The 21,371-nt window shown below is 40.9% G+C and carries 20 protein-coding genes, 1 other RNA gene and 2 pseudogenes; 4 read left to right on the top strand and 19 right to left on the bottom strand.

Features of this window, described 5'->3' with window-relative positions; all coding sequences use genetic code 11:
* The 13 genes and pseudogenes from FTV09_RS11825 to ssrA form a co-directional block, all read right to left on the bottom strand.
* A pseudogene (locus FTV09_RS11825) lies at window positions 1-167 on the bottom strand (IS3 family transposase); the annotation flags it as partial.
* A gap of 1,817 nt (window positions 168-1,984) precedes the next feature.
* Window positions 1,985-2,308 (bottom strand): annotated as a pseudogene (gene ssb / locus FTV09_RS11830) (single-stranded DNA-binding protein); the annotation flags it as partial.
* 264 nt (window positions 2,309-2,572) lie between these two features.
* Complete coding sequence (locus FTV09_RS11835) at window positions 2,573-5,002, bottom strand: DUF927 domain-containing protein (RefSeq protein ID WP_180058427.1); 2,430 nt, start codon at window positions 5,000-5,002, stop codon at window positions 2,573-2,575.
* Window positions 4,995-5,465, bottom strand: a complete 471-nt coding sequence (locus FTV09_RS11840; protein ID WP_180058428.1) for a hypothetical protein — start codon at window positions 5,463-5,465, stop codon at window positions 4,995-4,997. The genes FTV09_RS11835 and FTV09_RS11840 overlap by 8 nt, the downstream gene beginning before the upstream one ends.
* Window positions 5,462-5,857 (bottom strand): hypothetical protein, encoded by a 396-nt coding sequence (locus FTV09_RS11845; protein WP_180058429.1) that lies wholly within the window; start codon window positions 5,855-5,857, stop codon window positions 5,462-5,464. The genes FTV09_RS11840 and FTV09_RS11845 overlap by 4 nt, the downstream gene beginning before the upstream one ends.
* Before the next feature lie 3 nt (window positions 5,858-5,860).
* Window positions 5,861-6,235, bottom strand: coding sequence for a hypothetical protein (locus tag FTV09_RS11850; RefSeq protein WP_257222889.1), 375 nt, complete (start codon window positions 6,233-6,235; stop codon window positions 5,861-5,863).
* The gene (locus tag FTV09_RS11855; RefSeq protein ID WP_180058430.1) at window positions 6,232-6,471 is read right to left on the bottom strand and encodes a hypothetical protein; all 240 of its coding nucleotides are present in this window, start codon (window positions 6,469-6,471) and stop codon (window positions 6,232-6,234) included. The genes FTV09_RS11850 and FTV09_RS11855 overlap by 4 nt, the downstream gene beginning before the upstream one ends.
* Complete coding sequence (locus FTV09_RS11860) at window positions 6,468-6,686, bottom strand: helix-turn-helix domain-containing protein (RefSeq protein WP_180058431.1); 219 nt, start codon at window positions 6,684-6,686, stop codon at window positions 6,468-6,470. The genes FTV09_RS11855 and FTV09_RS11860 overlap by 4 nt, the downstream gene beginning before the upstream one ends.
* A gap of 9 nt (window positions 6,687-6,695) precedes the next feature.
* Window positions 6,696-7,043 carry a hypothetical protein gene (locus FTV09_RS11865; protein ID WP_180058432.1) on the bottom strand — a complete coding sequence of 116 codons (348 nt, stop codon included), beginning with the start codon at window positions 7,041-7,043 and terminating at the stop codon, window positions 6,696-6,698.
* Window position 7,044: 1 nt separating this feature from the next.
* Window positions 7,045-7,260: a transcriptional regulator gene (locus tag FTV09_RS11870; protein ID WP_180058433.1), complete on the bottom strand. Its 216-nt coding sequence runs from the start codon at window positions 7,258-7,260 to the stop codon at window positions 7,045-7,047.
* A 78-nt stretch (window positions 7,261-7,338) separates the two neighbouring features.
* Window positions 7,339-8,337, bottom strand: coding sequence for a hypothetical protein (locus FTV09_RS11875; protein WP_180058434.1), 999 nt, complete (start codon window positions 8,335-8,337; stop codon window positions 7,339-7,341).
* 154 nt (window positions 8,338-8,491) lie between these two features.
* Window positions 8,492-9,721 carry a tyrosine-type recombinase/integrase gene (locus FTV09_RS11880; RefSeq protein ID WP_180058447.1) on the bottom strand — a complete coding sequence of 410 codons (1,230 nt, stop codon included), beginning with the start codon at window positions 9,719-9,721 and terminating at the stop codon, window positions 8,492-8,494.
* Window positions 9,722-9,900: 179 nt separating this feature from the next.
* Window positions 9,901-10,260, bottom strand: a transfer-messenger RNA (tmRNA) gene (gene ssrA / locus FTV09_RS11885).
* A gap of 129 nt (window positions 10,261-10,389) precedes the next feature.
* On the opposite strand from ssrA, the gene glpK reads away from it, so the two are divergent.
* Window positions 10,390-11,874, top strand: a complete 1,485-nt coding sequence (glpK, locus tag FTV09_RS11890; RefSeq protein WP_180058435.1) for a glycerol kinase GlpK — start codon at window positions 10,390-10,392, stop codon at window positions 11,872-11,874.
* Between the two features lie 112 nt (window positions 11,875-11,986).
* Here the strand turns inward: glpK and FTV09_RS11895 are convergent, their stop codons facing one another.
* The 3 genes from FTV09_RS11895 to FTV09_RS11905 form a co-directional block, all read right to left on the bottom strand.
* Window positions 11,987-13,513, bottom strand: coding sequence for a DHA2 family efflux MFS transporter permease subunit (locus tag FTV09_RS11895; RefSeq protein WP_180058436.1), 1,527 nt, complete (start codon window positions 13,511-13,513; stop codon window positions 11,987-11,989).
* A gap of 6 nt (window positions 13,514-13,519) precedes the next feature.
* Window positions 13,520-14,671: an efflux RND transporter periplasmic adaptor subunit gene (locus FTV09_RS11900; RefSeq protein ID WP_067766263.1), complete on the bottom strand. Its 1,152-nt coding sequence runs from the start codon at window positions 14,669-14,671 to the stop codon at window positions 13,520-13,522.
* A 297-nt stretch (window positions 14,672-14,968) separates the two neighbouring features.
* Window positions 14,969-15,466 (bottom strand): thioesterase family protein, encoded by a 498-nt coding sequence (locus FTV09_RS11905; RefSeq protein ID WP_180058437.1) that lies wholly within the window; start codon window positions 15,464-15,466, stop codon window positions 14,969-14,971.
* A 107-nt stretch (window positions 15,467-15,573) separates the two neighbouring features.
* Between FTV09_RS11905 and hemB the strand changes: the two genes are divergently transcribed.
* Both hemB and thiO read left to right on the top strand, forming a co-directional pair.
* A complete protein-coding gene (hemB, locus tag FTV09_RS11910; RefSeq protein WP_180058438.1) occupies window positions 15,574-16,587 on the top strand; it encodes a porphobilinogen synthase in 1,014 nt (337 codons plus the stop codon).
* A 178-nt stretch (window positions 16,588-16,765) separates the two neighbouring features.
* Window positions 16,766-17,890 carry a glycine oxidase ThiO gene (gene thiO, locus FTV09_RS11915; RefSeq protein WP_180058439.1) on the top strand — a complete coding sequence of 375 codons (1,125 nt, stop codon included), beginning with the start codon at window positions 16,766-16,768 and terminating at the stop codon, window positions 17,888-17,890.
* Window positions 17,891-17,995: 105 nt separating this feature from the next.
* Here the strand turns inward: thiO and FTV09_RS11920 are convergent, their stop codons facing one another.
* The 3 genes from FTV09_RS11920 to FTV09_RS11930 form a co-directional block, all read right to left on the bottom strand.
* Window positions 17,996-18,937 carry a TIGR01777 family oxidoreductase gene (locus FTV09_RS11920; RefSeq protein WP_180058440.1) on the bottom strand — a complete coding sequence of 314 codons (942 nt, stop codon included), beginning with the start codon at window positions 18,935-18,937 and terminating at the stop codon, window positions 17,996-17,998.
* A 63-nt stretch (window positions 18,938-19,000) separates the two neighbouring features.
* On the bottom strand, window positions 19,001-19,450 hold the full coding sequence (locus tag FTV09_RS11925; RefSeq protein WP_067766250.1) for an ABZJ_00895 family protein: 450 nt from the start codon (window positions 19,448-19,450) through the stop codon (window positions 19,001-19,003).
* Window positions 19,451-19,832: 382 nt separating this feature from the next.
* Window positions 19,833-20,777, bottom strand: coding sequence for a sensor domain-containing diguanylate cyclase (locus FTV09_RS11930; protein WP_180058441.1), 945 nt, complete (start codon window positions 20,775-20,777; stop codon window positions 19,833-19,835).
* A gap of 185 nt (window positions 20,778-20,962) precedes the next feature.
* Here FTV09_RS11930 and FTV09_RS11935 point away from each other — a divergent pair, with 185 nt between their 5' ends.
* On the top strand, window positions 20,963-21,340 hold the full coding sequence (locus FTV09_RS11935) for a VOC family protein (RefSeq protein ID WP_067766244.1): 378 nt from the start codon (window positions 20,963-20,965) through the stop codon (window positions 21,338-21,340).
* Window positions 21,341-21,371 lie beyond the last annotated feature (31 nt).

Below are 21,371 nucleotides of genomic sequence, written 5' to 3' on the forward strand. Positions count from 1 at the left end.
TGATCTAAATGCTTTTGATGCCAGGCACGAAGTGTTTCAGGAGTACAACCAATCTTAGGCGCAATTGCTGTGATTGCAGCCCAAGTAGAAGGATAATCTTTTTCAGATTCAATTAGTAATTGAACCGATCTTTCTCTAATTTCGGGGGTATAGTTTGGTTTTTTCATCGGAATAGTCTCTCAGAATATTGAGTCTCCGACAAACCCGGTACGGTTCACTATTTAATACTAAAAATAATTGGGTAAATTTTCCCAATAATTACTCACTGAAGACATAAATTGGGGCAAACAGCTTAGGACAGGGTCGGACAATACAGCCAATAAAAAAGCCTTTAAACATTGAGTTTAAAGGCTTTTTTATATTCCGATGGATTACTTCGGAAAGAATTTTGGTGGGATGGCGTCAATTGAACAAATTTACTAAGTATATGTTTTATATAAATTAAAAATTATACAAAAATCACAGTGTACACCACAGTGTACAAATTATATGTTGCTAGGCCATTTCTCCGAGTTTAGTTGTCATGCTGGGTGACGAACTCAGGAGTTAAAAACACTCCTTTTAGCGGATCGAATTATGAAGCTCGTTATTTTTGACTGCCTTTTAAGCTGCTCCCCTTATTGGTGGCTCAGGTATGGTCATTTTGACCATTGGGGGGATTGTTGTTCTTCAGCACATCAAAGATAAGAAACCGCCCGAATAATCACGCTGTAATTCTATTGGGATTTTAAGCATTAAAACCACATTTCCGCCCATCCCTCGCGCGCGCGCGCGTTTTGTTGACTGAATTACTTTAAGTTACTCACTTGGTCGCGTTTGAAGTGTGGTCAAGTTTGGGGGTATCCCCCAATGGGGTAAATGTTTCTGATCCGTCCACTATTGGCGGTTGTACCTGATAGTCACATGCAAAACTCAATTTTGAGGTCTGCCAATATTTGGACACACCCCTCAACGCAATTTTGCGCTCAGTGAATACCGTTGCTCACTTTTGAGCTTTGCTTTTAAAACATGGATTTAGCCAACGCAATTTTTCGCTGGTCTACTACGGAAAACTCAGGTTTCGGAACAACTACGCGCGCGTGTAGGTGGACGCAATTTTGCGCTGTCATACTGTTAGTAAATGTTAGTTTTGCGGACTGCTTTAAAAGAGAATAGAACCTTATAAAACCTAATATTAGGACTTCATAAAACTTCAGTTTTTCGGACTGCTTTAAAAAAGAAAACCTGATAAAACCTGAGATTCAGAACGGCGTACCTGTTAACAATTGTTGACATTCAAAACGCTGCGTCTGTTATCAATTGTTATGGTTTGGACTACTGCAAAATACTACTTTCCACTTGCTGCTCGGACTTATCAAAACTTAACATTGCAAGCAGCGTAAATCCTAAGTAATCCTAAGTTCACAACCTTACAAAACCTGACTTTTAGAACGCGGTAGCTGTTAAGAAATGTTAAGGTCAAAACCTAACAAAACCTAACCTTTGAACCTGATAAAACCTGAAATTAGAACGGCACCATTACGGCACCAATCCAATTATTGATAGAACAATCAGCACTTGCACTCTATAAAAATAGGGCATGTAATCAATCAATTTCTTCAATTTGCGAAACAATCCTATGAAAGAAAAAAGCAAGCTGTTTAAAAGTGGTTTGTATTGGCATTAATGCTCAATTTCCCGCCCTAAAAAAAGGATGTTTTCGGAGCAGTACGCGCGTGTAGCATCATTTGCGAAACAAACCCTATGAAAGAAGCATTTTTATCTAATTAGACTGTGCCGATCTAAAGCAATCTAAAGCTCGTTTTTGGCATAAAGCAGCATTTGCGAAACTCACCCTATGAAAGAAGCATTTTTATCTAATTAGACTGCACTGATCTAAAGCTGTTTATTCTATTGTCACGATTTCCGTGATAGTTGAATCTGCATGGTTATCTTGACCATTCAGCCAATAAAAAAGCTCCCCATATTTAGGGAGCTTCGATTAAAGCAATTGCAGCTCATCGGCTCGAATCTCGGTTACTTCCCGATCCGCTCCTTTATTGTCTTTCCACTTCCTTGTACGCAATGAGCCTTCGACATACACCTTTCCGCCTTTCTTGAGGTACTTACTCGCAATCTCGGCTAATCGGTTGTTAGTGGTGATTCTGTGCCATTCTGTAGCCTCTTTGCGCTCTCCAGTGGTCTTGTCTTTCCAAAACTCGGATGTTGCAACGCTGAATGTTGTAACGCTGCCACCGTTGGGAAATTGTTTAGTTTCAGGGTCACGGCCTAGTACACCCATCACAGTTACTTTGTTTACGTTTGGCATTGGTTTAAATCTCTTAAATTTTCTTAGAATGTCTATTTTTAAGGGGTAACATGGGTAACGTAGGTAACATGCTTGCTATCAAAGGGTTTCAGCCTGTTACCTATTTATTTTTCGTTAGGTAACGTGGGGTAACATGGGTAACACAACTCAAAAAATTAGAACTTGTTACCTCTGTTACCTGTTACCTTTTTTGCTAGGTAACGCCCTCAAAGCCTTTATTTATGCGGTTGTTACCTCTGTTACCTTTGTTACCTCTTAATTTTGCTATTCCCAACTAAAAATAGCTTCTTTCACCACATAAGCTTTAAGTGCATTTTTTCTAGCTGGTACTCTTACAGTTTTACTGGTCTTACCTGTGTCATGCTCTAATAGCTTTTCGATGAGTAGGGCATTGGCTACTTTTTTACTATCGTGTCCTTTGCATACTTCATTTTTAAATTGCTCAGGTAACACAATAAATAATTTTTCACCTTTCTCTATTTTCCAGTAGCCCACTCGATTAATGATTTTCTCGATACTTTCAATATCGGGGGTTATCGCTTCAAATCGGCTAGATTCATACGCTTCTAAAAAGGCTTTAACCGCTAAAATATATTCTCGGTTCTGATAATCCCCGACATACTCAAAGCCATTGACCCAAGTATTAAAAACAGTTTTTACAGCGTCAAACGCCGTGCCTGCTTTCCATCCTGTTATCCCTGCTTGGGTAGCCAGTTCGCCTGCAACTGCAAGCAAGGCAAAAGTGTTAGCTACACGACTTATATGCCCTTGCTGTATGTCTGCAATCAATTCAAGGTTATATTGCTCTAATAGCTGTTTAGCCTGCACCATGACCTTATCTTTATTACTGGTTAAGTAATCCAGCCATACCATGCCAGCAACGCCATAAAACTGATTAGAACGCTCTACAAGCTGTCTTGATTGCTTTGCACCATCTTCGGCAAAGTCGATCTGATCAAATAAGCCATATTCAGACTGATCTACATCAATATCAATCAATCGAACTTCTTGCCCTAGTTTGGTTTTCTGTCCGCTTTCTTGCATGATTTCTTTTAAGCTTTTTTCACCAGTAGACATAAAAATAAGCTTCCACTTATACGGCGCTCTAGCTGTGATTTGCTTTGTTAAGCGTGCTTTGCCTTTACCATTTGCAAGCATATAGACAATATTGCCAAGTTCTTTCGGGTTCGATATTTCCCCGATCTCGTCCAAACCTAAAAAGCTGTCATTGTAGCTATAAGCTGTATGTTCTAATGCATTGCCTGTTGAACGCCATGTTTTATGATGCCTTTCAGGATTTCCCCATACACTACAAGCGACATATAAAGCCGTAGTTTTGCCCCTAGATGATTGACCTTTGAAGTGTATGCCTGCACCTGTTTGTTGTTCCAATGGTGTAAGCAATTGCCCTGCAAAAGCTGAACACATAGCCACGACCAACTTAGAATGACTAGCAATAGGCATAGAAATATTGTTTTGCCATTGCTCAAGTGTTCCTTTGTTTTGGTAGCTACTCTCAACTCCCTGTGTAGTTTGATATACAACTAAATCACTCTTTTTATGCTGTCCGATCTGCTTATTCGGTAATACATAAACATCATCATGCCATCCAGCACGTTCCACACATAAAGCACGTTTAGCAGTTGGGTAGCTCATTAAGTAGCTTTGTAGCAAGTTTCTTGCTTTACCACTGGGAGCAATTACCACGCCTTGATTGGCTAAATCTTTTCTAAGCTCCACACCATCAGATTGGAAAAATTCCATAGATAAAGCTTGAGTATGTTTAACGCCATCAGCGTCATGCCATTCTAATAAGCGTCCCCATGCATTACTTGATGAATCTCTCGTTTGTGCCAATACATGAATAGGACTTGAAACATATTGCTTATATTCGTTGTCTTTTGACTGCTCGATGTAATACAAGCCATCATCTAAAAGATGAAATACACCATCACCATAACGGAATGGCTTAGCTAGATGACCTTTAGGTAGATTGGTCTTTTCGGGTAAAGCCTCTATAGCTTCCTCAATAAACGCCAGCACCTCACTTACACTTTCATGCTGGGTCAGTTCGATCTGAAATTCACTTACACCAATTTTTAAATACTGGCATAGCAGTCTAACTGCCGTGTTTTGCTCCAATGCTTTAAATGGCTCAAGGTGCATGTGTTCAATTCTGACAGGCAAATAAAGCTGCTTATAACCTGCCTGTGATAGCTGGTTAATAACAAACTGTATTTGTTCAAAATCATACGGCTTGAGTTCTGTTTTATGGTTGCTGCATAGGGTAGGCAGTAGCACCAATACAACGGCGTAGCCAGTCTGTGCGACCTTAAAGAATGCCTCCAGGCCATAAGTAATAATGACAGGCTGGGCATGGTCAAAATCGCCATACCTTGCAAAGCCTCTAGCCAATCCATCAGGCATGACGGCCACGCGCTGCCCATCCTGCATGACTGCACACTGTACAAGCTCCATTTGCCCATCATAGATAGGCATAATCAAAGGCTGTGCATAGGTAACGCCGTTTATATCCACATTGCCATCATCAACATAAATCGGCTGCTCAGGACTGCCAAAACGCTGTATTAATGGATGTGATGAATAAGCATCATTAAACGATACAAGCTGTGTGCATTCGTTTAAAATGTCATTGGGTGTTATTAGTTCTTTGGGGTGGTCATAATCAAGCATTGTGGCTACCCCCTTTCACATTCACCCAAGCATCACCGCTAAACACTTCTATGATGCAATCATCAATAGCAACTTTCGTTAGGGTTCCTAGCCAGTCGGTAGGCTTTGCCCCTTGCGACACTCCCACTCGTTCAAGTGAAAATACGTCAAGCATATTTATGCCTGCCTGTCTGCATAGCTTTTTATATTCGGTTAGCTTTGCAACTGGATAGCCGAAGCGGATTAAACCGCCTCCCATCTCATACGTTCCCATCATGCCTAAGCTATTGATTTGACCGTTCGGCAGTCGTACCGCTTTCTGTGCTGTTGGTTCAAAGTGCTGATTTTTAGAAAACCACAAAATAGGCTTTTCGTTTGGTGGTGTAGCTGTCTTTTTAGGGTCTAGGTAGCCGCTTTCTACAATCTGCTTAAACTTAGTGCCAGTGGTGTAGTGCCAAGCTAGTTTTGAAGTCTGCTTGTTCATACTTCACCCCCTTTCATCACATAATCTACCGCAACTTCTAATAATTCATTTAATGAGCTACAAGCTAGGGTTAATCCGTTTATAGCTGCTGCTGTATGCCCTTTTGCTAGGTTTAAATGCGCCAGTTCTTCAAGCGTGTATAAGATGCCAGTAGCAAGGCTAACAATCATTGATATATCTAGTATTGTTTTTGCGCTCGCGCTTTCAATATCCTCTAAGGCAGCACTTGCCAGCGTTTCGCATACTTCAAGCATCGCCTTTGCTTTGTCATCAGATATATCGTGCTGTTCATAGCTCACATATAAGCGAAGCAATGTACCTTCCAGTGATTCAATAATCACTTGAGAATTTTCTAAAAAGTTTTGAGCGGTTTTATTGATTTGTTTAGGCATGAGCTATGCCTCCTTTGAATTTTGAGATTTGAGAAGTTCACCAATATAAAACTGGTGAGAGGATTCACTCTCGGTTTCAAAGTAACCGCCCCACATATTGGGCATTGCTGCCTTATTTTGTGATGTCATCCCCTCATAGAGGGTATACAGCCTTGTTTGTGTAGCTGAAACACTTGCGCTTGATTCTTGTACGGCTTGAGAGGCTAAACAAAAATAAGGCACAAAAAAATCACTTTTACGATGTGAGGAATCGCTTTGAATTTTCGAGAGGTCTTTAGAGTAAACGGAACGGCTGCACGTTGCAAGAATTAAGCAAAACAAAACAAAACACATGCCTAAAAGTAGTCCCTTAAACATTTCAAAAAATAATTCTTTCATGCTGCCACCTCTACCAACTTGTCAAACAAGGTCTTTAAGCTGCCATAGTGAAAAATCACAACGTCCACCGCATCGGGATTCTTCATCAACTTTTCATGGGTTGCTAGAATCTCCAGCTCTGCACCGTCCACCGCATCAATTTCCACAAATACCATTGCATCATCATTCACTATTAAATGCGCCTCGGTTTCTGCGTCTTTCATTGGTCGATATGAAGCCAATACAAAATCTTTCATGCTGCCACCTGCTGAATAAGTTCATACCGTGCATGACGGCCAATACCTGAATTATTGCGCTCGTAGTGGGTCACAATGTCGTAACCTGCACACCGTAAACGCTGAATGATTGCGCTCAATCGGTAGCAGTTAAAAAGGTCGATAGCCTCGGCCTGGGAAATGGTTTTGCCTTGCTTGAGGTGTGCCAGGACTTGTTTTAATTGAGTGTTATTCATGTTTTGGCCTCACTGGATCGGGTTCACATTGGCATTAATCAAAACGCCATCAGTTGAAAGTCCAAGCTCTTCACGCTGCTGCATCATGTTTAAGAGGTTTGTTTCTGCTTCCTCAAACGTGATGCCGTGATGGTCTGCAATATCTTGCAAGTTATAGACTGGCTGGCCGTTGTCTAAGCATCCGCTTGGCTTCGGTAGATACTGTTCTGCCATCTTGTACGCTTCATCTTTCAAGTGCTGTGGAGAGAGTTCAAACGCAATCATAAAAGCCTGTATTGCAATCGGATGTTCTTCGCCGTACTGCTGCACCATTGCTTTGTAATGGTTCAATGCTTTGGAAAATTCAGGATAAATCATGTTAAGCCTCCATTGCTGCAAGGCTTTGCTTTTGGCTGTTATGCCACTCTACAAGCTCGGCATAGTCGAAATAGACTGGTGCTTGTTTGGTATCCCCTGTTTTGATTGGCCGTGGAAATGCTGTATCAGTACGCACGATATGGCGCAATGATTCACGGCTTATGTCCAGTAGCTCACAAGCGGTTTTGAATTGAACGCGGATTGGTTTGATAGTCATTTATGCACCTACATGGCTGAATATTATGTAGGCGCAGTATGTTGTTGTTGATTGCTTTGTGTACGGCTGCTAGTAGAGTTACCTATCAGCTAGTAAAATGACCTTTCTGCTAGTAGAGCGGTCATTTATTCGGTTAGTGATTTCAGTAACCAATTTTTTAGAATCTAATTCAATCGCAGCATCAGGATTTTTTAAGTAAAACTCTTTAATAAAATACTTTGCGCATTCGGCTTTTGATTTCCATTTTCTACTTTGAAATAAAGCAAATACCTCATCAAAAATAGGGGTCATTTTTTCTCGGTATTTTTCTGCTCTAGCAAGACCGCCTGTTGATGCAAATGAGCGGATTTGGCGCTTGTCTTTTTCTTTAAAAGAATATCTCAAATCATTTTTTTTCTTATTTATTTCACTGGAAAAATCCTGCAATATTCTAGTAAAGCTAAGAGAGTTAGCTAGACTTTCAAAAATCTTATTTATAGTGCAAAATTTCCAAAAAACCCCAATAATACTATTTAAGTCTAAAAAAATTTTAGTAAAATCAAATAATTTCTCACTTTCATTAATTATTATTTTAAAGTCTTTTGAGAATTCTTTTTCAAATCTCTTTTGGTACTCTGTAAACTTATCTTCGTTAAAAACATGATTTAATCTATCAGATGGGCTAATTTTTGAAGTGTAATTTATTAAATAATTTGTTAGATACAAGGGCTTTAAGCTTATTGAATTTTCAATATTTTTAAGCTTAATAATATTAGAATATGTTAGGTTGTCTACTATGTGCTTTAAGTGATTAAATGTTGTTGTAAATTCATTTTCGTTATTAAGTTCATAAATTTCCATACTATCAAAGTGTATATCTTGGCATTTATTACTATATATATTAATTAGCTCATCCATTACTTTTTTATCTAACAAGCTAATTGACTGTTTAGGCTTAATAATTTTAGGTAATTTTGCTTTCTCATGTTTGCCTGGTGCATAAATACCAGTATGCACATCTATAAAACCAAGCATATCTGAACGAATTTGATTAAATAAATTTTCATTATATTCAATTATATATTCATTTTTAGCCATCTACATATGCCTCCCACAGCACCCCAAAAAAAGCTGCTAGGTAAACAAGTTGGGTACTTGCTTGTCGGCTGGCCTGCCTATACCTAGCAAAACAAATATAATCTATATTTACCTATATTTGTGCATTTAGTGGCTAGTAGTGCGACAAGTCTTGTCACTTAGCCTTTTTAAATTGAATAATGCTCTGATCCGCAATTTCTTCTAAATGGTTCGCATACCATTGCATCATGCTTGCTCTGTCATCTAAATATTGAGCCTTGTTATATACACCTGCCACGCCGTCCTTTACGTGTGCCAGTGCTGCTTCAATATGACGTTCATCAAAACCACGATTGTTTAATAAGGTGCTGGCAATGTGCCTAAATCCATGCGGTGTCTGTCTGCCCTCATACCCCATGCGACGCAAGGCCATAATAAAAACAGTGTCCGACTTCGGTTTACTCTTATCTGATCTGCTCGGAAATAAATAATCTGAATTAGTTTGGTAGGTCTGCAACTCTTTTAATATTGCTAATGCTTGAGTAGATAAAGGAACGATATGCTCACGGCGTTTCTTCATACGCTCGGCTGGTATATTCCACACCCCTTGATCTAGGTCGAACTCCTGCCACTTGGCTTCTCTTAGCTCGGTAGGTCGGCAGAACAACATAGCTAAAAGCTGCAATCCCATCCGAACGTCCATAGTTGGATAATTATTGATTGCTCTAAGTAGTGCTGGTAGTTCCTGTTCACTCACATGGGACATATTTTGCTTAATACCTTGCTGTAGGAACTTTTGCAGCCCCTCCAGTGGGTTGTAATCAATACGGCCTGTCACCTTTGCAAAATCGTATATATCGCGACACATAGCCCGAACTCGATTTACTTGTTCATAGATTCCCTGCTTTTGTTGAATACCTTTTAAATGATTCATCCATTCAATCGGCTTTATGCTGGTGTACAAGCGTTTCCCAAAAATCGGGAATATATGTTTTTCTAATGCACCCTTATTTCGGGTCATGGTGTCCTGTACCCAAGTATTTGCTTTTGTGTCTAGCCATTCACGAGCCAATACTTCAAAGGTGGCATTATTCTGCTCAAGCTCTTTGCGCTTGCGTTCCTGTTTGGTAATGATTGGATTATCGCCGTGCGAAATGTCTTGAACTATCTCAGATGCTTTTTTTCTTGCACCCTTACCCGATAATTCAGGATAAGTACCTATTCCAAGCCATGACCATTTACCATCAGCTTTTTTATATCTGAATAACCATGCTTTTTTACCATCAGGCTTTACACGGAAATATAAGCCGTCACCGTCCAGCTCCCTATATTCTTTCGCTTCGGGTTCAAGGTTAGCCAGTACGGTATCTGATAACGGTCTACGTTTAATTTCTGTTCTTTTCATGGCTTGTACACCAACGGATTCAATAAATCTTGCAATGTACAAGACAGTGTACACGGTGCATGTACACTGTAGCTAGTTATATTTAGTTATGTTTAGGCAAGAAAAAAGGCTCAATCCCTTTAGAATCAAGCCTTTATCTTTTAAAACTTGGCATATTCTGCCATGTTTTGTTGGGTATTTGGTGGAGATGGCGGGAGTTGAACCCGCGTCCGCCAGCACTACGCTCGAGAATACTACATGCTTAGATATCGTCTATTGATTTAGCTCTTTGTGACCCGACGAACAGGGTACAAATCGCGATCCTTTAAGATTTAGTATAAGACCCCAAGGCTTGATCTTATACGGACTTGTGTGCGTTCGCTTCAGTCGGGACCCCTAACCACAAGTATTCAGGGATGCGGACAAGCTGCCCTTAGGCAGCTAGAGCGTAAGTTTCGTCGTTTGCGACTAAAATATGCAAATTTGATTTACGAGAGAAAATGCGCTCTCGACATGCATCTATGAGTTTCATCACCAGCGTCGAAGCCAGAAACATCCCCAAAGTAAGAACAATCATAGCATAACTGATAAAAAATACGATGTATTTTCTACACATTTACACTTTTGAATGCGCTTAATTACATAATTGCGCTAATATTTTCATTTTCAAGGCTTAACAAAGAAAAATTATGAGCTTTTTATTAGCGCTCGATCAAGGAACGACATCTAGCCGCGCCATTATTTTTAATGAACACGGTCAAATTCAAGCGACGGCTCAACGTGAAACCCACATTCGAACACCACATTCAGGTTGGGTCGAGCAAGATGCACAAGAAATTTGGAGTACGCAAATTGCTGTTGTGCAACAAGCATTGGCATCTGCACGTATACTTGCCAAAGACATTAAAGCCATAGGTTTAACCAACCAACGTGAAACCACCGTCGTGTGGGACAAACGGAGTGGACAACCCCTTGCCCCTGCAATTGTCTGGCAAGACCGTCGTGCCACTGAATGGTGTAATCAACTGACGCAACAAAACCTAAATGACATCATTCATAGAAAAACTGGTTTACGTATAGACCCATACTTCAGTGCGGGAAAATTGGTCTGGTTACTCGAACACGTTCAGGGTTTACGAGAACTGGCACAGCAAGGTCATGTAGCTTTTGGAACAATTGATAGTTGGTTGGTGTGGAATCTCACCCAAGGTGCGCAACATGTGATTGAAGCCAGTAATGCTTCTCGCACCATGCTAATGAACTTACAGCAGCAAACGTGGGATGAAGAACTTTTAGCATTATTCGATATCCCCTTATCGGTACTCCCAAAAATCATCAGTTCAGATGAATACGTTGCAGATACCGCCACCGGTCTGCTTGGCGCAAATATTCCAATTACTGGCATTTTAGGTGATCAACAATCTGCACTATTTGGTCAATCTTGTTTTGAAGCCGGTACAGCCAAAAATACCTACGGTACAGGCTGTTTCATGTTGTTTAATACCGGCACTAAAGTTCAATATAGTCAAAATAAACTACTCTCGACATTGGCGTGGAAAGCACAAAACCAGACCCATTATGCACTCGAAGGCAGTGTCTTTATGGCGGGTGCAATTGTGCAATGGCTACGTGATGGCTTGGGAATTATTCAAAAAAGCAGTGATGTAGAACGCTTAGCTTGTCAGGTTGAACATACCGATGGCGTGGTATTGGTTCCGGCATTTACAGGTCTAGGTGCGCCGCATTGGGACAGCGATGCACGTGCTCTAATCTGCGGCATGTCGCGTGGGACCAATAAATCCCACATTGCCCGTGCAGCCCTTGAGTCCATCGCCTTTCAAGTTTCGGATGTTCTGACCGCGATGCAATCTGACTTGTCTAGCCCGTTGAAAGAATTACGAGTCGATGGTGGTGCCAGCAGCAATGATGTGTTGATGCAATTCCAGGCCGATATTTTAAATGTACCCGTGCTAAGACCTAAACTGTTAGAGTCAACTGCATGGGGTGCTGCGGCAATAGCAGGGCTAAAAGCTGGTGTCTTTTCAAATCTCAATGAAATTGCTGCGTCATGGCAATTGGAACGTGCATTTGAACCGAAAATGCAAAGCGATCAACGTGAATACCATTTACAGCAATGGCAATCAGCCTTGAAACGGGCACGTTCAGATCTTTAACGACACAAAAATTATTCGTTAAATAAGCATTCGATAAGACAACTGATGCAATAAAAAACCGCTTTAACAAGCGGTTTTTTGGGGGCTTTCTTAGTGCTTCGCAGACACATTTTTAATGCGCATGCCCGCCACCTACGCCCGCTTTAGGTCGTGGGCACAGCCAAATAATCATCGCAGCAAAAATAAATATCCCTGCCAAGACTAAAAACACATGATTGGCTGAAAGTGTTAAGGCTTCTTTATCCACCAAACTAGAAATATAACCTAATGCTGCTTCGGAACTCATCCCTGTATTCACCAAAGTGTTCTGTACTTCAGTGACATGTAAACTACTCACCATTTCACTACGCGCCACTTTGGTGTGATCATCCCAAATGGTAACAGCAATCGATGCGCCAATAGCCCCTGCCATGGTCCGTAAGAAGTTCATTAAACCCGCAGCTGATGCCATGTCTTGTGGCAGTACAGATGCTAAAGCCATATTGGACAAAGGAATAAAGAAAAATGGCACGGCAAAACCTTGTAATATCTGCGGTAAAGCCAAGGCCATAAAGTCTGCATCCGTGGTCCAAAAGGCACGCATGAGCGTCACCCCACCTAGGATGCTTAAACCAAAGCTGGCTAAGGCACGTTGATCATATTTGGTTGCCAATTTTGCCACAATTGGTGACATGGTCAGACTTCCCACGCCCATAGTCGCGGTTAAATAACCAGCCCACGTTGCGGTATAACCCAAGTTAATCTGCAACCACTGCGGAATCAGGACAATACTGCCGAAGAATGCACCAAAGCCAAAGGCTAAAGCCAATACCGAAATGGTAAAACTTCGATATTTAAACAACAAAATATTCACCACAGGATGCCGCTCTGTCAGCTCCCAAATGGTAAAAACAATCAAACCGACAAAGGCTGTGAGTGCTAAGACCACAATAAATGGACTGTTAAACCAATCGCGTTCATGCCCTAAGTCAAGCATCAGCTGTAAAGCACCAATCCACAGCACCAATAACAACAATCCGCCACGATCAATTTTCAATTTCTGTGTTGGGGTTTCAGCTGTTTTGAGCAAGCGCATAGCCGCAATGGCACAACCAATTCCAACGGGAATATTGATAAAGAAAATCCAATGCCACGACATATTGTCACTAATCGTACCGCCTAAAATCGGCCCTAGAATTGGCCCGACTACAGTAGTCATAGCCCACATGCCCATAGCTTGCGATTGCTTTTCAGGTGGGAAAATACGCATTAATAAGGTTTGACTAAGCGGCATAATCGGGCCGCCAAATAAACCTTGCCCAATTCGGCAAAATACCAACATTTCCAAGCTTGTGGATAAACCACACAAAATAGAAAATAGCGTAAAGCCAAACAGACTGATGACGAAGACACGTACAGAGCCAAAACGCGCTGCCAACCAACCAGTTAAAGGTACACAAATGGCTTCTGCAACAGCGTAAGAGGTAATGACCCATGTACCTTGCGAAGCAGACACGGCAAGGCTACCGGTAATATGCGGAACAGAGACATTGGCAATGGTCATGTCCAGCACGACCATAAAGTTGGCCAATGCCAAGACCAAAGCAGCAAGAATCAGGCGACCACCTTTCAGGTCAGTCATTTGCATAGGCTGATTCATAAGCAACTACTTCGATTTTAAATCAATCGTCGCTTCCATTGACAGTCCCACACGTAGCGGATGTTCTGCCAACTCTTTGGGATCCAAACGAATCCGTACAGGTAAGCGCTGAACCACTTTAATCCAGTTACCTGTTGCATTCTGCGCAGGAATCAAAGCAAAAGCTGAACCTGTACCACCCGAAAAACCCGTCACTGTGCCCTTAAATTTGACTTTGTCACCATACAGATCTGACGTAAGCTCAACTTTTTGACCCGGTTTGACACCCGCCAATTGGCTTTCTTTAAAGTTAGCATCCACATAAAGCTGAGTCACAGGTACTACCATTAACAGCGTGGTTCCCGGTGCAATGCGTTGACCAACTTGAATATTGCGACGCGTCACCACCCCATCAAATGGCGCTTTAATTTGGGTACGTTCTAAGTCCAATTGCGCTTGTTGTACGCGTGCTTGTGCAACTAGAACATCTGGCGTTGAATTTTCATTGCTGTCTTGAATCAGTGCATCATTGGCTGCTTTATTGCTTTGCGCAGCCTTTTGACTAGATTTCGCTTGTGCAAGACCTGCCTGCGCGACATCCAAACCAGCTTTTGCGGTATTAACTGCACTTTGCGCGGTACTGAGTTCTTCTTTAGAAATTGCACCAGAAGCCGCCAATTGTTGACGACGTTGCAATTCATCTTGAGCCTTGCCCAAATCTGCCTGTGCTTTAGCCACCTGTGCTTCTGCACTATGTATAGCATCATCACTGACAAAAATTTGCGAGTTTAAAGAGCTGCTGTTGGCTGCAGTTTGCTTATATTGACGTTTGGCTTTGAGCAATTCAGCTTGTGCTTGTGCTAAAGCAATTTCTGCATCACGTGCATCAATGCGAACCAGCACATCACCTTTTTTGACTTGCTGTGTATCACTAACCAACACGTCAGCCACTTGCCCTGTCACCATTGAAGTTACAGATGCAGTTTCAGCACCAACATAGGCATTGTCCGTACTGACTGAATGATTAAAAAATACAGACCAGATCAGATAAATCACCAAAGCAATCACAATCAATATAGCCACGATACCGAGGCCTTTTTTTCTGCGTGCTTTAAGTTCCTGATCGGAAGGTTGATCTGACTGCGTTGTTTCTGGCAGCGTACTTAAGGTATCTGTCATAGATTTATCCTAAATCCAGCGGACTTGGTCATGGCATCATCGCACTCTGACTAATCACAGCGATCAATCAAAGCACCGTTAGACATTACTGTCAGATCATGGTGTCGATGAGAAAGTCTTTCTTCTTTAAATTTCCGGCATTTTAAGGCTAAAAAATCATATTTTGAGAATGGAAAATGTAACTGGTCAGTCTTTTTTTATTGGGCCACAACTTATTTTCATCAATTGCAGCCCAATCTAAACGATCATTTTTATAATTATTATAGATTTAGCTTAATACCTGCTTAAGCCAATCACTTAGTAAGCATATGAGGCTATCGCAGTTGCAATCGCCTTACCTTCGTCATTCAGCATGGTCATGCGCATAGTGCACCCCTTACGCCCTAAACGTAAAGTTTCGGCACGAGCTACAAAATACTGCCCACGACCAGGTGCTAGATAGTCCACACGCATGTCGACGGTCGCTAAACGGGATACTTTTTTACTGGTTTCTGCTAAATCTTCAGCTGTGGCCTTTTTATACAATTCAGCCATCGCTGAAATACCACCAATGCTATCAAGTAAGGTCGCAGCAACACCCCCATGTAAAATTTGGAATGCCACATTGCCGATTAAATTACTCGCCATATCGACACGTGCTTCGATTTGACCATCAGTTACACTCATCTTCATTGCATTATGGACAAAGAAAGGTGAACTGTTAAAAGCTTGAGCAATGCCTTCTAATAAGGTGTTGATTTCAATATTCGAGTTTAAATCAATATTGCCGGTCCAATTTTTAGTTACATCTGTCATAGCCTACTCGAATTACTGTCATTGAATAAAAAAATGAATCTTGGTGCGCCAAACCGAAATTATGCGTCTACAATAGTTTAAGTTTAATACTGATCAATGAGATTGTTATGACCTATACGTTCAATCGTCCAGCTTTTCCTGCCACTCGCATGCGCCGCATCCGTAAAAATGACCAGCTTCGTGCCATGGTACGTGAGACCCAACTGACGACTGACCACCTCATTTATCCAGTATTTGTTTTGCCAGGCCAAAACCAGACACAAGACATTCCAAGCATGCCAAACGTTCAACGTTTATCTGGCGATCTTTTATTAAAAAAAGCAGAACGTTTACTGGAGTTGGGTGTATCTAAACTCGCACTGTTCCCTGTGACACCTCAAGAGGACAAAAGCTTAACTGCTGAAGCTGCGTGGCGTGAAGATGGCTTAGTCCAAAGTACAATACGCTTACTGAAAAAAGAATTGCCTGAAATGGTGTTAATTAGTGATGGTGCATTAGATCCATATACCACTCATGGTCAAGACGGCATTATTGATGACACAGGTTATGTGTTAAATGATGAAACTGTTGAATGTTTAATTAAACAAGCGTTAAGCCATGCAGACGCAGGTGTCGATGTTATTGCACCGAGCGACATGATGGATGGTCGTATTGGCGCAATTCGCTCCGCACTTGAAGCCAATGGTCACATCTACACCAACATCATGGCCTATTCTGCAAAATATGCATCAAGTTTCTACGGCCCATTCCGAGATGCAGTCGGTTCATCAAGTAACCTAAAAGGCGGCAATAAATACAATTACCAAATGGATATCGGCAACCGTGCTGAAGCCCTGCATGAAATTGCCTTAGATATTCAAGAAGGCGCAGATATGGTGATTGTAAAACCGGGTATGCCATATCTAGACATCGTACGAGAAGTAAAAGATAACTTCGGTGTTCCTACTTTTGTTTATCAAGTCAGTGGTGAATATGCCATGTTGGCTGGCGCAATCCAAAATGGTTGGTTATCAGATAGCGTGATTATTGAATCATTGATGAGCTGCCGCCGCGCAGGTGCCGATGGTATTTGGACGTACTTCGCTGAAGAAGCCGCACTCAAACTCAAAGACATGAAATAAAGTCAGAACCAGCCTTCCTGTTTCAAAACAGGGAGGCTTTTTTATTGTTGAGCCTTTTACAGCTGTGAACCATTTTAGTTTTATAAAATTCTTCATTATTGACTCAGCATCATGGATGATGGCTAAGCTATCTTTTTAGCCTTTAAATATTCTCTCAGATTAAATCGGTATATCAGCAATGCATATTGCCATTATTGGGGCGGGTGTCAGCGGTTTACTCACCGCATTGGAGTTGGTGGAACGGGGTTGCACCGTAACGCTTTTCGATCAACAGCAAACAGGTTTGGCAGCATCATGGGCTGGTGGCGGCATTTTATCGCCAATGTATCCGTGGCGTTATCCGCTGGAAGTGAATGCCCTTGCCCGTTATGGTAAGCAAGGCTACCTTAAATGGAATGAAAAATTAAAACCTGTTACAGGCATTGATTTTGAAATTCATGAAACTGGCATGCTAATCTTTGATGAAGATGATTTTGAAATTGGTTTGGATTATGCACATCAGCATTTAGACCCGATGCAACAGGCTGAATATTTACAGCATGAACAAATTGAACAGATTAACTCCTTAGTATCAACCCAACTTCAACACGCAATATATTTTCCTCAACTTGCCAATGTCCGTAATCCCCGCCTATTACAATCGTTGAAGGTGTATTTACAGCAGCATCCCAATGTGATCATTCATGAGCATTGCCCTGTTACTGATTTAAATACACAGCAACAGCGATTAGTCTCGATTCGGACTGCTGATGGTCAACAACACTTCGCAGATCAATATGTACTGGCAACAGGTGCTTGGTCAGCGAAATGGAGCAAACAATTAGAAATCGAGATTCCAGTACAACCTGTTCAGGGACAAATGCTGCTGTTTAAAACTCCAATAGATTGGCTCCCTACGATGTGCATGAACAAGGTGATGTATCTCATTCCACGGCAGGATGGACACGTTGTTTGTGGCTCAAGTATGCGCCAATGTGGTTTTGACACCCAAACCACAAACGAGACCTTACAGCATATTCAACAAGCGTGCTTTGAAATGGTACCTGAACTGGCGAAATTCCCCATTGTAAAATCATGGGCAGGTTTACGCCCTTCCTCCCCAGAAGGCATTCCTTATATTGGTCAAATACCACAGTTTGACAATCTATGGGCAAACTTTGGTCATTTTAGAAATGGTTTATGCATGGGACCTGCTTCTGCTCAATTATTGGCGGAACTCATAATGGGTCAAACACCAAGCTTCAATGCAGAAGATTACAGTCCACAGCGACTGTATGAGGATGCGATCGCATTGTATAAATAAAGTTCCTTTCTAAACATTCGAAAACTTAAGCAACGAGAAATAGAGTAAGTAAAATGAGTCATTGCCATAAATTAAAACTGGCAATGACTTATTCCAACAATAAAACTATGTCCCCAGTATGTCCTGAAGCGCTTGTTTTAAAGTTGGAAATTTAAATTCAAAACCTTGCGCTAATAAGGCACTTGCCTTCACAAACTGACCATTAAGTATTAATTGAGCTTGCTCACCAAGCAATATTTTAAAAATAACACTCGGCATATTAAACATTGGTTTTTTATTTAACTGACGTGCAGCAACAATTGAAAAATCTGCTTGTGTGGTACGTTCAGGCGCGACTACGTTATAAACTGCTTGTCGCACATTTACTGTGTTCTCAGTTTGTAAAACAGAAAGATCTGCTTGTTTCATTAAATAGAAAATAGCGCGAATGGCATCCTGTATATGAACCCAAACCAGTGGCTGACGTCCATGACCGATTTTACTGACCAAGTTCATCTGAATCGGTCTAAGCATTTGTGGCAAAATACCCCCACCTGCGGCCAACACTACACCCAAGCGAATAATTTGGGTATTTTGTTCAGGATATAATGCCGTCACATGCTCCCAACGTTGGCATAATTCGGACATAAATATTGCTTGCGCTGGACTTTGTTCATCACAGGCAGATGACCACATTTGGGTTTCATCAATACCGTAATAGCCCACGGCAGAACCAGAAATAATACACTTCGGAAAAATTTTACGTTGATGTAAATATTCATACAGCAATTCCGTAGTATTCACTCTACTCTCTATCAACTGCTGCTTACGCGTTGCTGTCCAACGCCCTTGCCCGATGCTTTCTCCAGCCAAATTAATTACATAATCAATGCGATCATGCTTCATTTCATCAAAACTTTGTACCCAAGTTAAATGAGGCGATTTTGATACCCGTCCAGCCTTACGACTCAGACTAATCACTTTAAAATCTTGTGCTAAAAGTTCTTTAATTAAATGAGTACCAATAAAACCACTACCACCCGTCAGTAGTACAGTTGCTTGATGCATAATCTATTCTTATTCGCTTAGGTAAACGTTATCTATAGAGGATGACAAGCGAATGATCAAGCATTAAGCACCAAACTTTTGCGATGCCATACGCTTGGCAAGTGGACCATAAAACCAATAGGTTAATAAATACAATGGGATAGCCATCAATAAAAACATAATGACAATAATGCTAATAAATTGGGCATTTTGTAGGTACAGCATTAAATTTTGCCAAATTTCAGGATCATTTCGTGAGAAAATCGCCACGCCTAAAACTAAAAAGGCAAAATTATAAAACCAAAAAATTAAGGTAAATCCTAGCGTAAACTTTTTACGTTCAGTTTGATTCGGTGCACGTTTATTTTTTTTAAGGAAGCGAAACAGAATTAAAACCATCGCCACCAAATAAGGGACAACAGTTAATACACCACCAACACCTTGTGGCAATAATGCAGCCAATACACCACAAATACAGGTCATCACAAAACAAATGATAAAAAATATGAAAAAATAGCGAGTTAAAGACACCATTGCGATGACCTAAGAATAAATTTACCCCTATTATAAAAAAAAATCATTTTTTTTTCATTTCTGTGTCAACCAATCCGTAAACGGCTGCGTTATATAGGGTACAAGGTCTGTAGCAACCGATGATTTGGACGGCATCCACAATGTTTCGGTGACCTTTTACTTAAAGCAATAAGCTTCATTTTGAACTTTACTGATGAACAGCAGACATCAATTCAGTTCAAAATAAATTTTTTGACCGGCGATTTCACCATCACTCGAATCGTCGGTCTTTTATTTTCTACTGTCTTTATTTTAACACTTAATTTTATAAGAAAAAAAAAACAGCCGATGAATATATCGACTGCGTTTTACGCTTTTATTTTTGGAAATTTATTTTTAACAATTAAGCCGCAATATAACGGTTTCGTCCTTGCTTCTTGGCTTGATAAAGATTTTTATCAACCTCATCAAGGAACTGCATTCGATTATCTCGCTCCGTAGGTATAATGGTTTTCACTCCAATACTTAAAGTTACTAAGTCCGACACTGCTGAAGCTTTATGGGGTAAACGTGCCATTTTAACTGTATCCATAATTTTCTGTGCCATGAGTGCCGCAGATGCTTCATTGGTTTCAGGTAAAATCCAAATAAATTCTTCGCCACCATAACGCGCCACTAAATCACGTGGACGTGAACCACAAGACTCTAGGCTTCTGGCGATTTGACGTAGACAGGCATCACCAATCACATGCCCATTACAATCATTGTATTGTTTGAAATAATCTAAATCCATCAAGATTAAACTTAACGGTTTCTGTACACGAATTGCATTAAGCCATTCGCGTTGATAAATATCATCAAATAAACGACGGTTTGCAATTCCCGTTAGACCATCTTTATACGAATATTCTTCGAGCTGACGTTGCATTTTCTGTAATTGTTCTTCTTGTTTCTTTCGTTCCGAAATATCGAACATGAAGCCAACTAAACAATCGACATCACCATTTGCCTTACGTACCACATGGACTACATCACGAATCCAAGTGTAGCTTCCATCTTCTTTAAGCGCACGATAATCGGCCTCATGGTCAATGCCAGCCATCGATTGCGATACACAAAAATTCACGACATATTCGCGATCATCTTCGTGCATCCGCGTCGCCCAATCTTCCACCGTTTTCCAACTGTTTTGCTTCCACCCCAAAAGCTTTTCAATTTGTGGACCAATATAGCTGAACGTTTTAGTATCCCAATCAATACACCATGGAATGGCTAAAGTAGATTCAAGCAGCGTTTTATACACCATACTACTGGCAAGTTTTTCTTCATCAAACGGATTATTTGGCATACATATGCTCCACGTTTCCCCAAGCAGGTCGAATCAACCTAACTCTCCATACAAGCACTGATATACAGGATACCCACAAAAAATGATATTCCTAGTTCTTGGTATTTTTTAAGCTATTTAAAGATTCAACTATTCTAAAGTGAATACTGATTCGCTTATTTTTATAAAAACAAGTATTTATACCAATGAATCAACTCTGTTATTTTGAAATCCAATCCTCAAATCCTGCTCGGGAAATCAGTTTTTATCAATATGTTTTTGCTTGGACCTTTACTGAAGTCAAAGGGTTACCAATCCAATATTATCAAATTGAAACGCAAGGAATTCACGGTGGCTTATTAGAACCTCCTGCAGCGACACCACCAACGCATTGTGGCACCAATGCCTTTACCTGTAGTTTTGAAGTTGAAGATTTCGACCAAATCGCTGAGAGAATTTTGGCGCAAGGTGGTCAAATTGCCATGGAAAAATTTGCGATAGCTGGACAATGCTGGCAAGGCTATTTTTTAGACCCAGACCACAATACCTTTGGCCTCGTGCAAGTCGATCCAAATGCACAGTAACACAGTTACCGCTTGGTTTAGATTTGGGGCG

The sequence above is a fragment of the Acinetobacter sp. YH12227 genome (assembly GCF_013417785.1).
GTDB classification, from domain to species: domain Bacteria; phylum Pseudomonadota; class Gammaproteobacteria; order Pseudomonadales; family Moraxellaceae; genus Acinetobacter; species Acinetobacter gandensis.